General features: G+C 69.8%; 12 protein-coding genes. 7 read left to right on the top strand and 5 right to left on the bottom strand.

The annotated features are described in order from the left end of the window. Positions 1-14: 14 nt before the first annotated feature. On the bottom strand, positions 15-1,220 hold the full coding sequence (locus tag VHA73_05120; GenBank protein HVX17394.1) for a cytochrome P450: 1,206 nt from the start codon (positions 1,218-1,220) through the stop codon (positions 15-17). A 90-nt stretch (positions 1,221-1,310) separates the two neighbouring features. Between VHA73_05120 and VHA73_05115 the strand changes: the two genes are divergently transcribed. Both VHA73_05115 and VHA73_05110 read left to right on the top strand, forming a co-directional pair. Next, positions 1,311-2,507: an amidohydrolase family protein gene (locus tag VHA73_05115; protein ID HVX17393.1), complete on the top strand. Its 1,197-nt coding sequence runs from the start codon at positions 1,311-1,313 to the stop codon at positions 2,505-2,507. Then, on the top strand, positions 2,504-4,093 hold the full coding sequence (locus tag VHA73_05110; GenBank protein HVX17392.1) for a FadD3 family acyl-CoA ligase: 1,590 nt from the start codon (positions 2,504-2,506) through the stop codon (positions 4,091-4,093). The genes VHA73_05115 and VHA73_05110 overlap by 4 nt, the downstream gene beginning before the upstream one ends. Positions 4,094-4,120: 27 nt before the next feature. On the opposite strand, the gene VHA73_05105 is transcribed toward VHA73_05110, so the two are convergent. Further along, on the bottom strand, positions 4,121-4,714 hold the full coding sequence (locus VHA73_05105) for a TetR/AcrR family transcriptional regulator (GenBank protein ID HVX17391.1): 594 nt from the start codon (positions 4,712-4,714) through the stop codon (positions 4,121-4,123). Between the two features lie 103 nt (positions 4,715-4,817). On the opposite strand from VHA73_05105, the gene VHA73_05100 reads away from it, so the two are divergent. The 5 genes from VHA73_05100 to VHA73_05080 are packed head-to-tail and all read left to right on the top strand — an operon-like array spanning position 4,818 to position 10,703. Continuing rightward, complete coding sequence (locus tag VHA73_05100; protein HVX17390.1) at positions 4,818-6,164, top strand: cytochrome P450; 1,347 nt, start codon at positions 4,818-4,820, stop codon at positions 6,162-6,164. 31 nt (positions 6,165-6,195) lie between these two features. Next, the gene (locus VHA73_05095) at positions 6,196-7,740 is read left to right on the top strand and encodes an AMP-binding protein (protein HVX17389.1); all 1,545 of its coding nucleotides are present in this window, start codon (positions 6,196-6,198) and stop codon (positions 7,738-7,740) included. Then, positions 7,740-8,807 (top strand): acyl-CoA dehydrogenase family protein, encoded by a 1,068-nt coding sequence (locus VHA73_05090; GenBank protein ID HVX17388.1) that lies wholly within the window; start codon positions 7,740-7,742, stop codon positions 8,805-8,807. Before VHA73_05095 ends, VHA73_05090 begins: the two co-directional genes overlap by 1 nt. Continuing rightward, complete coding sequence (locus VHA73_05085) at positions 8,794-9,921, top strand: acyl-CoA dehydrogenase family protein (protein ID HVX17387.1); 1,128 nt, start codon at positions 8,794-8,796, stop codon at positions 9,919-9,921. Before VHA73_05090 ends, VHA73_05085 begins: the two co-directional genes overlap by 14 nt. Further along, positions 9,918-10,703, top strand: coding sequence for an enoyl-CoA hydratase/isomerase family protein (locus VHA73_05080; protein ID HVX17386.1), 786 nt, complete (start codon positions 9,918-9,920; stop codon positions 10,701-10,703). The genes VHA73_05085 and VHA73_05080 overlap by 4 nt, the downstream gene beginning before the upstream one ends. A 39-nt stretch (positions 10,704-10,742) precedes the next feature. Here VHA73_05080 and VHA73_05075 read toward each other — a convergent pair whose 3' ends face one another. The 3 genes from VHA73_05075 to VHA73_05065 are packed head-to-tail and all read right to left on the bottom strand — an operon-like array spanning position 10,743 to position 13,300. After that, complete coding sequence (locus VHA73_05075) at positions 10,743-11,729, bottom strand: acyl-CoA dehydrogenase family protein (protein HVX17385.1); 987 nt, start codon at positions 11,727-11,729, stop codon at positions 10,743-10,745. Then, the gene (locus tag VHA73_05070; protein ID HVX17384.1) at positions 11,726-12,856 is read right to left on the bottom strand and encodes an acyl-CoA dehydrogenase family protein; all 1,131 of its coding nucleotides are present in this window, start codon (positions 12,854-12,856) and stop codon (positions 11,726-11,728) included. Before VHA73_05070 ends, VHA73_05075 begins: the two co-directional genes overlap by 4 nt. A 6-nt stretch (positions 12,857-12,862) precedes the next feature. After that, positions 12,863-13,300, bottom strand: coding sequence for a nuclear transport factor 2 family protein (locus VHA73_05065; GenBank protein ID HVX17383.1), 438 nt, complete (start codon positions 13,298-13,300; stop codon positions 12,863-12,865). Between the last annotated feature and the right edge of the window lie 64 nt (positions 13,301-13,364).

Here is a 13,364-nt window from a genome sequence, read left to right as displayed (position 1 = left end):
CGGCGATCAGCAGGTCAGGGGGTCCGCACCGGCAGTCGCTCCCAGCCCCGCACCGTCGAGGTGCGGGCCTGTACCGCCCGGTCCCAGTCGACCTCCCAGGTGGGGAAGCGCTTCAGGATCTCGTCGAGCGCGACTCGGCCTTCCATGCGGGCCAGCGCCGCGCCGAGGCAGAAGTGGATGCCGTAGCCGAACGCCAGGTGGTGGTCGATCACGCGGTGGATGTCGAAACGGTCCGCGTCGGGGAACTTGCGCTCGTCACGGTTGGCCGCGCCGTTGAGGAGGATCATCGCGCTGCCGGCCGGCACCACACGGCCGTGCAGCTCCACGTCGGCGGTCACGTACCTCGCGTTGACCGGTGACGGCGCTTCGTAGCGGAGGAGCTCCTCGATGGCCTTGGGGATCAGCTCGGGGCTGTCGACCAGCTCCCGGCGCTGGTCCGGGTGCTCGGCGAGCACTTTGCCGGCCCAGCCGATCAGGCGGGTGGTGGTCTCGTTGCCGGCGGCCGCGAGCAAGTTGACGTAGTTCAACAGCTCCTCGCGGGTGAGTCGCCGGGTCTCGCCGGTCTCGTCTTCGAACTCCGCGTTGAGCAACTCGGTCATGAGGTCGTCGGACGGGTGGTCGGCGCGCCAGTCGACGTAGTCGGCGAACGCCGCAGCCTGGCCCTGCGCCATGGCCTGGGCGTCGGAGAGGTCCGGCATCGTGCCGTCTTCGAGGCGCAACCCTTCGTCGATCTGCTCGCGGAGTGCGATCTGGTCTTCTTCGGGGATGCCGAGGAGCATCCCGATCGTGCGCATCGGGACCTCGGTGCCGATGTCGGTGATGAAGTCGAAGCCGCCCGATCCGACCAGGTGGTCGAGGCCGCGGGCGCAGAACGCCCGGACTTTCGGCTCGATCTCGCGCATGCGACGTGGCGTGAACACCCGCGAGAGGAGCTTGCGGCGGGCGTCGTGACCGGGCGGGTCCTCGAAGATGATGGAGCCGGGTGGGATCGTCATGTCGCTCTTGATGAGCTCGATCAACGTGCCCCGGGCAGAACTGAACGTCTGCCAGTTCACGAAGGCCCGCTCCACGTCCTCGAAGCGGCTCAGCGCCCAGAAGTCGTAGCGCTCGTTGTAGTAGAGGGGCTGTTCGTCGCGGAGCCGCGCCCAAACCGGGTACGGGTCGGTGTCGATCTCGAAGTCATAGGGGTCGTAGTACAGCTCGGGAGTGGCGGTGGTCATGCGGAGGTTCCCCCTGGGCGATCGTGACCCGGAATCCTCGTTACTCTAAGATAAGAGGGCCATTCTCACAACCGTCGGGGGAGAGCAGCGATGTCGACGCGCATGATCGATTGCCCGGTGTTCGACGCGGACAACCACATGTACGAGACCAAGGAGGCGATGACCAAGTTCCTCCCGGATCGCTACAAGGGGGCCGTCGACTACGTCGACGTGCGAGGCCGCACCAAGATCGTGGTCCGCGGCCAGATCAGCGAGTACATCCCGAACCCGACGTTCGACGTCGTGGCCCGGCCGGGCGCCCAAGAGGACTACTTCCGCCACGGCAACCCCGAAGGCAAGAGCCGCAGGGAGATCTTCGGCGAGCCGATGCGGGCGATCCCCGCGTTCCGCGAGCCCGCGCCGCGGATCGAGCTGATGGACGAACAGGGGCTCGACCGCGCGCTGATGTTCCCGACGTTGGCGAGCCTCATCGAGGAGCGCATGCGGGAGGACCCCGAGATGACCCACGCCGTGATCCACGCGCTGAACCAGTGGATGTACGAGACGTGGACGTTCAACTACGAGCAGCGCATCTTCGCCACCCCGGTCATCACGCTGCCGATCGTCGACAAGGCCATCGAGGAGCTCGAGTGGGTGGTCGAGCGCGGCGCCAAGGCCGTGTTGATCCGGCCCGCACCGGTGCCCGGGTTCCGAGGGCCCCGCTCGTTCGGGCTGCCGGAGTTCGATCCGTTCTGGGAGCGGGTCGTGGAGCACGACGTCCTCGTGGGCATGCACTCCTCTGACAGCGGCTACGAGCGCTACAACAACGACTGGATGGGCAGCTCGAGCGAGTTCCTGCCGTTCCAGCCCCAGGCGTTCCGGATGCTGTCGCAGTGGCGACCCGTCGAAGACGCGGTCGCGGCGCTCGTGTGCCACGGCGCGCTGTCGCGCTTCCCCCGCCTCAAGGTCGCCGTGATCGAGAACGGCAGCAGTTGGGTGGAGCCGCTGTTGAAGAACCTCGCGGACGTCTACAAGAAGATGCCGCAGGACTTCATGGAGAACCCGATCGACGTCATCAAGCGCAACATCTACGTGAGCCCGTTCTGGGAGGAGGACCTCGGCGCGCTCGCCGAGCTCATCGGCGTGGAGCACGTGTTGTTCGGATCCGACTACCCGCACCCCGAAGGGCTTGCCAGCCCCGCCACGTACGTGCAGGAGCTCGCCGGCCTTCCCGACGACACCGTCCGCAAGATCATGGGCGGCAACTTGGCGCGGTTGATGAACGTCGAGGACGCCGTCGTCGCATGACGGCGGGCGGCGAGGGCACCTGGCCGACCATCGGCGCGATGGTCGACGCGGCCGGCGGGCGATTCGGCGACCACCCCGCGGTGATCGACGGCGACCAGCGGCTGTCGTACCGCGAGCTCGCCGCAGGCGCCCGCCGCGTCGGCGCCGCCCTTGTCGCAGCGGGCGTGGAGGTGGGCGACCGCGTGGCGATCTGGGCACCGAACAGCGCCAGTTGGATCCTCGCCGCGCTCGGGGTGTTCGGTTCTGGTTGCGTGCTGGTGCCGGTCAACACCCGCTTCAAGGGGGCCGAAGCGGCCGACATCTTGGCGAGAAGCCGAGCAAGAGTGCTGTTCACGGTCACCGACTTCATCGGCGTCGACTACGTCGCCCTGTTGCGCGAGGCCGGCGCCGAGCTTCCTGCGCTGACGACCACGGTCGTCTTCCAGCCCGACGCGCCGGCCGGCGCGGTCACCTTCGACGCCTTCCTGGCCGGCGCCACCACCGCGTCGCTCGCCACACTCGGCGAGCGGTGGCGGGCGGTCGACACCGAGAACCCGTCCGACATCTTGTTCACGTCCGGCACGACGGGCTCGCCCAAAGGCGTGGTGCAGACCCACGGCCGCACGCTGACGGTGGCCACGGACTGGGTGGCCATGACCGGCCTCACCGCAGGCGACCGCTACCTGATGGTCAACCCGTACTTCCACATGTTCGGCTTGAAGGCCGGGATCTTGGCCTCGGTTGCCGCCGGTGCGGTGATGCTTCCGGAATCGGTGTTCGACGTCGACCGGGTGTTGGCGCGGGTGGCCGCCGACGCGGTGACCGTGTTGCCGGGGGCCCCCACGATCTACCAGTCGATCCTCGACCACCCCGGCCGTGACGGCCACGACCTGTCGACGTTGCGCGTGGCGGTCACCGGCGCAGCCGACATCCCCGTCGAACTGATCCGACGGATCCACGACGAGTTGCCGTTCCGGGTGGTGGTCACCGGTTACGGCCTCACCGAGGGCGGCACGGCGGCCGCCACCTCGCCCGACGACGACGCCGAGACGGTCGCCACCACGGTCGGGCGGGCGCGGCCCAGCTTCGAGTTGCGGATCGTCGACGACCAGGGCGCGGACGTGCCGACCGGCGAGCCCGGCGAAGTGCTGCTGCGGGGGCGCAGCATCATGTCGCACTACCTCGACGACCCCGAGGCCACTGCCGCGGCGCTCTCGCCCGACGGTTGGTTGAAGACGGGTGACCTCGGGATCATCGGCGACGACGGCTGCCTGCGCATCGTGGGCCGCTCGAAGGACATGTTCATCGTCGGCGGTTTCAACGCGTACCCGGCCGAGATCGAGAACGCGCTGTTGCGCCACCCGTCGCTCGCGCAAGCGGCGGTCATCGGCGTGCCCGACCATCGCCTCGGCGAGGTCGGCGTGGCGTTCGTGGTGCCGGCGGCGGGGGCCACGATCGACCCGGCCGAGGTCATCGCGTGGAGCAGGGAGCAGATGGCGAACTACAAGGTGCCGCGCCGGGTGGTGGTCGTCGATGCCTTGCCGCTCAACGCCACCGGCAAAGTCGTCAAGGACGACCTCCGCCGCCTCGCCGCGCAGGACGGATGACGCGTCGGGCGACATGACCGGCGAGGCTCACGAGAGCAGGTCGCCGGACTCGAGTCGGTCGAGCCACTGCTCGACGATGGCTCGGGTCTCGGCATGGCCGTTCTTCATCCCGAGCCCCTCTTCCATGACCAGCACACGGGCCACGCTGGTCATCAGCACCGGGATCACCACGGGTGGCAGGTCGCCGGTGTCGATTCCTCGCTCAGCCAACAACACGTGGAGCGCAGCGGCCTGCTGCTCCCGGAAGCGCTCCGCGTACGCGGCGACCTCCTCGCGGATGGCCGGACGGTGGTTGGCGAGCGCGTAGAACTCGGCGATCAGCGCCACGCCGTCAGGCTCGCTGTTGAACTCCCACATCGCGTGCAACGGGCGTGGCGCGGCGAAGGCCGCCTCCTGGCGGGCGAGGCTGTACTCCGCCCCGCGGCGGAGCATGGCGACGAACAGCTCGTCCATCGTGCGGAAGTAGTAGTGGACGAGCTGCGGCTTGAGGCCGGCTTTGGCGGCGACCTTGCGTGACGTCACGCCCGCGTAGCCGTCTTCGAGCATGAGCTGGAGCCCGGCGTCGAGCAACTTGCGCCGGGTGGCCGAGTCCTCGGCGCCAAGCCTTCGGGTGCTGCTCACCGGTCCGCCTCCCGAGCGTCGTTGACGATCCTTCGAACTTACTGCTAAGCAACTGCTCAGCATCGATTCTGGCGGGTTCGCCCGCACTGGCGAGAGGCAGTCGATGGCCGCGTTCGACGAGCTCGACTTCTACACCGATGCCGCCGCGATCGACGACCCATACCCCTTCTTCGCGCACTGGCGCGCCAAAGGTCCGGTCGTCGAGCTGCCGCACCACGGGGTGGTGGCCATCACCACGTACGACGAGACGGTCGAAGTGCTCCGCGACCACGAACGCTTCTCGTCGTGCAACGCGGTGACCGGTCCGTTCCCGGGCTTCGGTGCGCGTCCGGAGGGCGACGACGTCAACGACTTCATCGCCGCCCACCGCGATGAGCTGCCGATGAGCGAGTACATGGTCACGCAGGACCCGCCGCTGCACGAGGACCAGCGTGGCCTGATCATGCGCTTGTTCACCCCCAAGCGGATGCGGGAGAACGAGGCGTTCATGTGGGACCTGGCCGCCCAGATGGTCGAGCCCGCGGTGCGAGACGGCCGCGTCGAGGTGCTGCGCGACTATGGCCGGGTGTTCACCACCTTGGTGATCGCGTACCTGCTCGGGATCCCCGAAGCGGACCGCAACGCCTTTCGCGAGCGGCTCGACGGCGTGGGCGCGGCCCGCGCGGATCCGGTCCGCGGCGGGCCGGGCAGCGAGGCCGTGCCGCTGGTCCACGACCCGCTCGAGTTCCTCCAGGCGCGCTTCCGTGACTACGTCGAGGATCGCCGCGCCCACCCGCGCGGTGACGTGCTCAGTGAGATGGCGACCGCGACGTATCGAGACGGCCGAGTGCCCGAAGCCGAGGCGGTCGTACGGATGGGCACGTTCCTGTTCGCCGCCGGACAGGACACGTCGTCGCGGCTGATCGCCATGTCGCTGCGGATCATCGCCGAGAACCCCGACATCCAGCACTTCCTGCGTGACGACCCGTCACGGATCGGGGCGTTCATCGAGGAAGTGCTGCGGTTCGAGAGCGTGGTGAAGTCCCAGGCCCGCACAGCGAGGGTCACCACCACGGTCGGTGGGGTGAAGGTCGAGGCCGGCACCCAACTCGGCATCTTCCCCGGAGCCGCCAACCGGGACCCGGCCCGCTTCGAGTGCCCCGACGAGTTCCGGCCCGACCGGGAGAACGCCAGCGCGCACCTTTCGTTCGGCCGTGGCGTCCACGCCTGCCCGGGCGGCCCGCTGGCGCGGTTGGAGACCGTGGTGAGCGTGGCGACGTTCCTGTCCAAGACCAGCCACATCGCGATCGATGAAGAGCGCCACGGGCCCGCGGACGACCGCGACTTCCGATTCGAGCCCACGTACGTGCTGCGCGGTTTGCGGCGCTTGCACCTCCTGCTGACTCCGGCAGCGCCGGATGCGGTTCCACCTCCGGCAGCCCGCTCGAACCCGCGCGATTTCCAAAGTTGACGTCGATCTCAATTTTGAGAAGACTCTTCTCGTGACATCGGTGCTGCTGCATCACGGGCTCGAAGAAGCCGCGCAGCGCTGGGGTGACCGCGTGGCAGTTCGGGCCGGCGAGGCGCAGTGGACGTACGGCGAGCTCGACGGGCTCGCCAACGCGTTCGCCCGGGTGCTCGCCGCGGCCGGCGTCGAGGTCGGCTCGCGGGTCGCGGTGATGACCTCGAACCGGGTCGAGTTCGTGGTGGCGGTCAACGCCATCAGCAAGCTGGGCGCGGCCGCGGTGCTCGTGAGCCCGGCATGGAAGACGCGCGAAGTCGGCCATGCGCTCGCCATCACCGCTCCCTCACACGCCGTCACCGACGGGGACTCGACCGCGGTGATGTCCGAGCACCTGAGCCCATCGGTGGTGCTCGACCTCGACTCGCCGCCGCTGGCCGGTGCGGCCGGCCAGGATCGCCGCCCGCTGCCGCCCGCCGACGTGGCCGACACCGCGGAGTCCGTCTTGGTGTTCAGCTCCGGCACGACGGGTCTGCCGAAGGCCGTTCGCCACAGCCACTCGTCGATGGGTCACGCCACGCGCCACTGGGTGCAGACCCTCGGCTTGGGGCCCGACGATCGGTTCCAGGTCGCCACCCCGCCCTCGCACATCCTCGGCCTGCTCAACTTGGTGACGGCGGCCGCGGCTGGCGCCATGGTGCGCCTGCACGCGCGCTTCGACCTCGACGAAGTGCTGGCGCGGATCGAGTCGGACCGCATGACCTTGGAGATGGCGGTCGCGCCGATCGCGCTGGCGCTGGCGAACCACCCGGATCTCGAGCGCTACGACTTGTCGTCGCTGCGCTACATCATGTGGGGCGCCACCCCGGTGACCGACCACGTCGCTCGCGTGGTCACCGAGCGAACCGGCGTGCGGTGGTTACCGGCGTACGGCGCCAGCGAAGTACCGGTGATCAGCGTGAACCCGGTCGACCGCCCTGACGAGTGGCGGCTCGACTCGGCCGGGTTGCCACCCGACGGCGTGTCGCTGCGGGTGGCCGACCTCGACACGGGAGAAGTGCTGGCGCCGGGCGAGGTGGGCGAGATCCAGGTCCACAGCCCGTCTGTGATGACCGGCTACCTCCCGGACGCCGCGACGGCCGACGCGTTCGTCGACGGCTGGTATCGAACCGGCGACGTCGGCTGGCTCGAGCCGGACGGCTGGGTCCACCTGACCGACCGCTCCAAGGAGATGATCAAGGTCCGCGGCTTCCAAGTCGCGCCGGCCGAGATCGAGGCGGTCCTGCTCGGGCATCCGGCCGTGCGGGACTGCGCCGTGTTCGGCTTGGCCGACGAGTCTGCCGGTGAGGTGCCGGTGGCCGCGGTGCAGCTCGACCCGGCGCATCCGGTCGCCGACGGGGAGCTCGCGCGGCTGGTGGCCGACTCGCTCGCCACGTACAAGCAGGTGCGCCACGTGGTCGTGGTCGACGCGATCCCACGCCTTGCCTCCGGAAAGGCGCTGCGACGCACCCTTCGCGAGGAGCTCACCCCGTCGCTGCTCGCGTCCGGCGCCACGGCGGCGGATGTGCCGAGCGAGGAGGCCTGATGGACGTCCGGCTCTCCGCAGAGCAGGCGGCGCTCGAGGCGGCGGCCACGCAGCTGGTGGACCAGCTCTCCGCCTCGACGGTCGCCGACCTGGGCGACACGGTACGGGCCGGCAAGCTCGTGGCCGCCGTGGCGTCCTCGGGCTGGCACGAGCTGCGCGTGGAGAGCGACGGCGGTGCGCCGCTCGCCTCGGGCGTCGAAGTGGCGATCGTGGCCGAGGAACTCGGCCGCGGACTCGCCGACGCGCCGTTCACGGGTCCCACGCTCGCCGCGGAACTGCGTCGCCTGGCCGGCGCGCCGAGCGCCGCCGAAGTCGAGACGGTCCTGCTTGCGCCCGGCCTCGCCGAAGTCGCGCAGGTCACCGCGCACCAGGGGCCTGGCGGTGGTATCGCCGTCGATGCGCAGGGTGCGACGCGCGCCTTGTTCCTCCGTGCCATGGGTTCCGAGGGATACGAGGTGGCGAGCGTGCCGCTGCGATCGCTCCCGCGCCGCGATCCCCTCGACACCGGTGATCCCACCGACCTCACCCGTCTCACGGTCCCGTCCGGCGACGCCGCGCCCGAACGGCTGCCCGGCCAGGCACGGCTGCTGACCGACGAGGACGTGCGTCGCTGGACGGCCTTGGGCTTGGCCACCACGAGCGCCGACCTCGTCGGCGTGATGCGAGGCGCGGTCGAGCTGGCACGCGCGTACGCGATCGAGCGTCGCCAGTACGGCGCCGCGATCGGTTCGTTCCAAGCCGTGCAACACCTCCTCGCCGACGCGCTCGTCGCGATGGAAGGGTCGCGCAGCGCCACCTTGCACGCCGCGTGGGCGGTCGACTCGCTCCCGCCGGCGCAGGCGCTGTTGTCGGCGGCGGGTGCCAAGGCGTACTCGGCGCGGGCTGCTCGGCAGGTGTGCGAGACCGCGATCCAGGTCCACGGCGGCATCGGCAACACCTGGGACTGCCTCGCGCACGTGTTCCTGCGCCGGGCGCTGCTGTCGATCGACATCCTCGGCGGCGCCGGCCCGAACTTGGCCCGCGTGCTCGCGTGCCACGGAGTCGGAGGCTTCGATGGACTTTGGTGACGCGCCCGACGAAGCGGCCTTCCGCCTCCGGCTCCGCGAGTGGTTGGCCACCAACAACCCGGGTTTGCCGACCTCGTCGACCGACGACGAGTACTGGGCGGGCATGGCGGCTTGGCACCACGCGCTGTACGACGCGGGGTTCTTCGGGATGTCATGGCCGGTCGAGATCGGCGGCCAGGGGATGTCGACCGTGTTCGACGTGATCCTCGACGACGAGTTGGCCGCAGCTGGCGCGCCTCCCCGGCCCAGCCTCGGGTATCTCGTGCAAGGCATCCTCGAGCACGGCAACGAGGACATCCAGCGGCGGTTCCTGCCGGGCATCGTGAACGGCCGTGACCGGTGGTGCCAGGGGTTCAGCGAGCCCGATGCAGGGTCCGACCTCGCGTCGCTGCGGACTCGAGCCGACCGCGATGGCGACGATTACGTCGTGGTCGGCCACAAGGTGTGGACCAGCTACTCCGACGATGCCGACTGGTGCATGCTCCTCGCGCGAACCGACCACGACGTGCCGAAGCACAAAGGCATCTCGGCGTTCGCCTTGCCGATGGACCAGCGCGGCGTCGAGCAGCGGCCGCTGCGGATGATCAACGGCATCACCAAGGAGTTCGGCGAAGTCGTGTTCGACGGCGCTCGCGTCCCCGCGGCGAACATGATCGGCGAGCCCGGCGAGGGCTGGGCGTTGGCGATGACCGTGGTGAGCCACGAGCGAGAGCCCGGCGAGCTCGGCTACGTGTCGCGCTACCGCAAGGTCGTCCGCCAGCTCACCGACTTCGTGCGCGTCGACCCGGACGGCTACGACGCCGAGCAGCGTCGCGACTTGGCGTGGGCGATGGTCGAGTCGGAAATGTTGCGCGCGCACGTGAGCCGCCGGCTGTCGGCACGGCTCGACGGCATCGAGCACGGCCCGCAGGGGTCCGTCGACAAGCTGCTGATGACCCAAGCCGAGCAGACGGTCGGCCACGCCGCACTGTCGGTCGGCGGCGCGGGCCACGGCGCCGGCGACGACACGTGGCTCAAGGTGTACCTGTACAGCCGGGCGCAGAGCGTGATGGGCGGGACCGCCCAGATACAACGGAACCTGATCGCCCGCCGAATCCTGGAGCTGCCCGGATGACCGCCCCCAGTTACGACCTGCCGCCCGAGATCCAACTCGAGGTCGACGGACCGATTCGGGTCGTGCGCCTGAACCGTCCCGACGACCTCAACGCGACCAACCACCAGCTCCACCAGGGCTTGGCAGAGCTGTTCCCGCAAGTGAGCGCCGACCGCGACGCGAGGGTGCTGGTGCTCACCGGCAACGGCCGCGCGTTCTCCGCCGGAGGCGACTTCGCGTACATCGACGAGCTGAGCCGCGACGCCGACCTGCGCGAGCTGTCGCTCACCCATGGCCGCCAGATCGTGACCGGCATGGTGGATTGCCGGGTGCCGGTGATCGCGGCGGTGAACGGCCCGGCGGTCGGGCTCGGATGCAGCATCGTGGCGCTGTCCGACATCGTGTTCATGGCGGAGAGCGCCCATCTCGCCGATCCGCATGTGGCCGTCGGTCTGGTCGCCGCGGACGGCGGTCCCGTGACGTGGCCGCTGCTCACCAGCTTGCAGCTCGCCAAGGAGTACGCCCTGACCGGTGACCGCATCCCGGCGGAGCGAGCCGCGCAGATCGGCCTGGTGAACCACGTGGTTGCCGACGATGCCGTGCTCGACGAAGCGTTGGCCTGCGCCGAGCGCATCGCGAAGCTGCCGCGGCGCGCGGTCGAGGACACCAAGCGGATCCTGAACTTGCACCTCGAACGCGCGGTAGTCGCCACACTCGACTTCGCGCTGGCGGCCGAGGACCGCTCGTTCCGTTCGCCCGAGCTGCGCGCCAACCTCGACCGGTTGTTGTCCCGCGACACCTGACCTGCAGCCGGGTCCGGCCCGGCTCGGGGCAGACCGCGCTCAGAGCGGGAGTTGCGCGGGGAGGCGGCGCGTGGCGATCAGGTCGTCGCCCAGTTGTCGGGTGAGCGCCCGTGCCGAACCGAAAAGCTCGTCGAGCACCAACGCCCGCCGCATGTAGCGGTGAAAGGGGTGCTCGGTGGTGAAGCCGATCCCGGCGAGCACCTGCTGGCTGTGGCGCGCCACCGTGCGGGCCGACCGACCTGCCAGGGCCTTCGCCATGGCCGCGGTGGTGGGTGACCCATCGAGCCACGCGGCGTCGAGCACCGCGTCGGCCATCTCGATCGCGACCAACGCTTCGGCCAAGCGATGGCGCACTGCTTGGAAGCCGGCGATGGGACGGCCGAACTGGATCCGTTCGAGCGCGTGGGTGCGGGCCATCTCGAGCATCGTCCGCGACAGGCCGACCAGCTCGTGACCGATGGCAACCCGTGCGGCGGCAACGGCGTTCTCCCACGTGGCGACGTCGGTGACCGCCCCCACCTCGAGGCCCGCTGCGCTGACGCTGCACAGGCCCAGGCTCGGATCGAGGCCACTGACCCCGACCGAAGTCAACGCCGCGGTCGGGACCACCACGGCCACGTCGTGTTCGGTGGTGCGAGCCACCACCAACGCGCGGTCACGTGAGCTCGGCGCGGTGGTGGTCAGCGCGCTGGTGACCGACAGCCGGCCGTCGGTCAGCGTGCCGGGTGGCTGGCTGCTCCCAAGCGTCGGCAGCACCACGACGGTCGCGGCCGCGGCAGAGGCCCCGTCGCGGTCGGCAGCCGGGAGCGCGAGTGCGCGGGACAACACCCGGTCCAGTGCCGAGGAGGTCGCGTTCACCGCGCCTTGCACTTCGAACAGACGCGACACCGCGAGGTGCGGGTCATCCGCGAGGGCGTCGTCCCATCCGAGGTCCGCGAGCGCGGGGTCGAGATCTGCCCCCCGGTGCTGTTCGGCCGCGGCGCGGATGCTCTGGTCGAACAGCTCGACTTCGGCGTCGGAGATCATCGGTCGTCGCCCAGGTCGAGCAGCCGCCGGGCGATGATGTTGCGCTGGATCTCCGCGCTGCCGCCATAAATGCTCGCGGCGCGCGAGTACAGGTACTCGCTGCGCCACGCGCCGCTGCGGAGGTCGTCGCCGACGGTGATCTCGGTCGCGAGCGCCTCTTCGGCGAGGTCGTACACGGCCTGCTCGGCGGTGGCCACGAGCACTTTGTCGATCGACGTCTCCGGACCGAGCCGCTCGCCGTTGTGCAGCCGGTGCTGCGTGGCGCGCGAGCGGGCGCGGAACGCGAGGAGGGTCTGGGCCACCTCGCCGAGACGTGCCGGGTCGAGTGTGCCCGCGCTCGCGGTCTCGAGCAGTTGCTGGAGCCGGGTGTGCAAGTGCGAGGCGCGGTGCCACAACGCGGTGCTGCGCTCGTACGGCAACAAGTCCATTGCCACGGACCAGCCCTGGCCCTCGTGGCCCAGCGTGCGTCCGAGCGGCACGTGCACGTCGTCGTAGAAGACCTCGCAGAACTCCGGGAAGCCGTGCATGGTCTGGATCGGTCGCACGGTGATGCCGGGTGAGTCCATGTCGACGAACAGCGCGGTGATGCCCCGGTGGGCCGACTCGACGTCGCCGGTTCGGGTGAGCAGCACGCAGCGCTGTGCGTACTGGGCGAGGCTGGTCCACACCTTCTGGCCCGTGACGAGCCAGCCGTCGTCGTGGCGCACCGCCCTGCACGTCAGCGAACCCAAGTTGCTGCCCGTGCCGGGCTCGGAGAACCCCTGGCACCAGGTCTCGTCGCCTCGGAGGAGTCGGGGGACCATGACGGCGGCGAGGTCGGCCGGTGCGTAGTGGATCATGGTCGGTGCCAAGACCTCGGTCATCGAGTAGATGCCGGGCTCGACCATGCCGCGCGACGTGAGCGCTTCGCCGAGATAGGCACGCAGCAGCGGCGAGCCGCCCAGCCCGCCCACGCGCTCGGGCCAGCCGTGGCGCATCCACCCAGCGTCGAACGCGAGGCGCTTCACCGTCGACAAGTGCGCCATCTGGTCGTCGAGCGTGGCTTTGCCCTGATATGGCGGCGTCAGCTCCGCTTCGTGCTCGTCGAGCCAACGGTCGAGGGCAGGACGGAATTCGTCGAGCTCCATCGAGGGTCAGCCCGCCGACGGCGCGGGCCGGGTGGGGTCGTGCGCCCGGCCGTGATCGCGTGCGCCGCTCTTGCGCAAGAAGGTCATCGATCTCGTGTGGAGCCGCCAGCCGTCGCCGGTGCGCCGGTACGTGTCGGTGTAGTAGCCGATGCGCATGTCGTGGGTCTGTTGTTCCACGAAGCACAACGGTTGCTCGCCGCGGCCTTCGTCACCGTCGAGGTCGAGTGCGGGCGGGCCCACCATGAACAGACCCTTGGGCGCGGCGGCGACGAGCGTGGGGAAGTCGGCCAACGAGTACGTGTCGCCGAACGCCGAGTACGAGCCGTCGGGGGTGAAGACCTGCATGACCGACTCGACGTCGTCCTTGGTCATACCGACGGCGTAGCGCGCCAAGAGCTGTTGGATCTCGATGACGTCGTCGAGCGGCAGTTCCGGCGTGGCCATGACGACTGACGATAACCAAGTTCTCGGAATGCGGCAATGAGACTGGTTCGGACAGTGGGTCGTG

The sequence above is a fragment of the Acidimicrobiales bacterium genome, from assembly GCA_035547835.1.
GTDB lineage: Bacteria > Actinomycetota > Acidimicrobiia > Acidimicrobiales > Iamiaceae > DASZTW01.
The sequence above is the reverse complement of the archived record's forward strand: the minus strand, read 5'-3'. Positions and strand labels throughout refer to the sequence as shown.

Bases quoted from the DNA above. Each gene is read 5' to 3' on its own strand.
- VHA73_05120 (HVX17394.1), bottom strand. From the start codon at position 1,220: ATGACCACCGCCACTCCCGAGCTGTACTACGACCCCTATGACTTCGAG.
- VHA73_05115 (HVX17393.1), top strand. From the start codon at position 1,311: ATGTCGACGCGCATGATCGATTGCCCGGTGTTCGACGCGGACAACCAC.
- VHA73_05110 (HVX17392.1), top strand. From the start codon at position 2,504: ATGACGGCGGGCGGCGAGGGCACCTGGCCGACCATCGGCGCGATGGTC.
- VHA73_05100 (HVX17390.1), top strand. From the start codon at position 4,818: ATGGCCGCGTTCGACGAGCTCGACTTCTACACCGATGCCGCCGCGATC.
- VHA73_05090 (HVX17388.1), top strand. From the start codon at position 7,740: ATGGACGTCCGGCTCTCCGCAGAGCAGGCGGCGCTCGAGGCGGCGGCC.
- VHA73_05085 (HVX17387.1), top strand. From the start codon at position 8,794: ATGGACTTTGGTGACGCGCCCGACGAAGCGGCCTTCCGCCTCCGGCTC.
- VHA73_05080 (HVX17386.1), top strand. From the start codon at position 9,918: ATGACCGCCCCCAGTTACGACCTGCCGCCCGAGATCCAACTCGAGGTC.
- VHA73_05075 (HVX17385.1), bottom strand. From the start codon at position 11,729: ATGATCTCCGACGCCGAAGTCGAGCTGTTCGACCAGAGCATCCGCGCC.
- VHA73_05070 (HVX17384.1), bottom strand. From the start codon at position 12,856: ATGGAGCTCGACGAATTCCGTCCTGCCCTCGACCGTTGGCTCGACGAG.
- VHA73_05065 (HVX17383.1), bottom strand. From the start codon at position 13,300: ATGGCCACGCCGGAACTGCCGCTCGACGACGTCATCGAGATCCAACAG.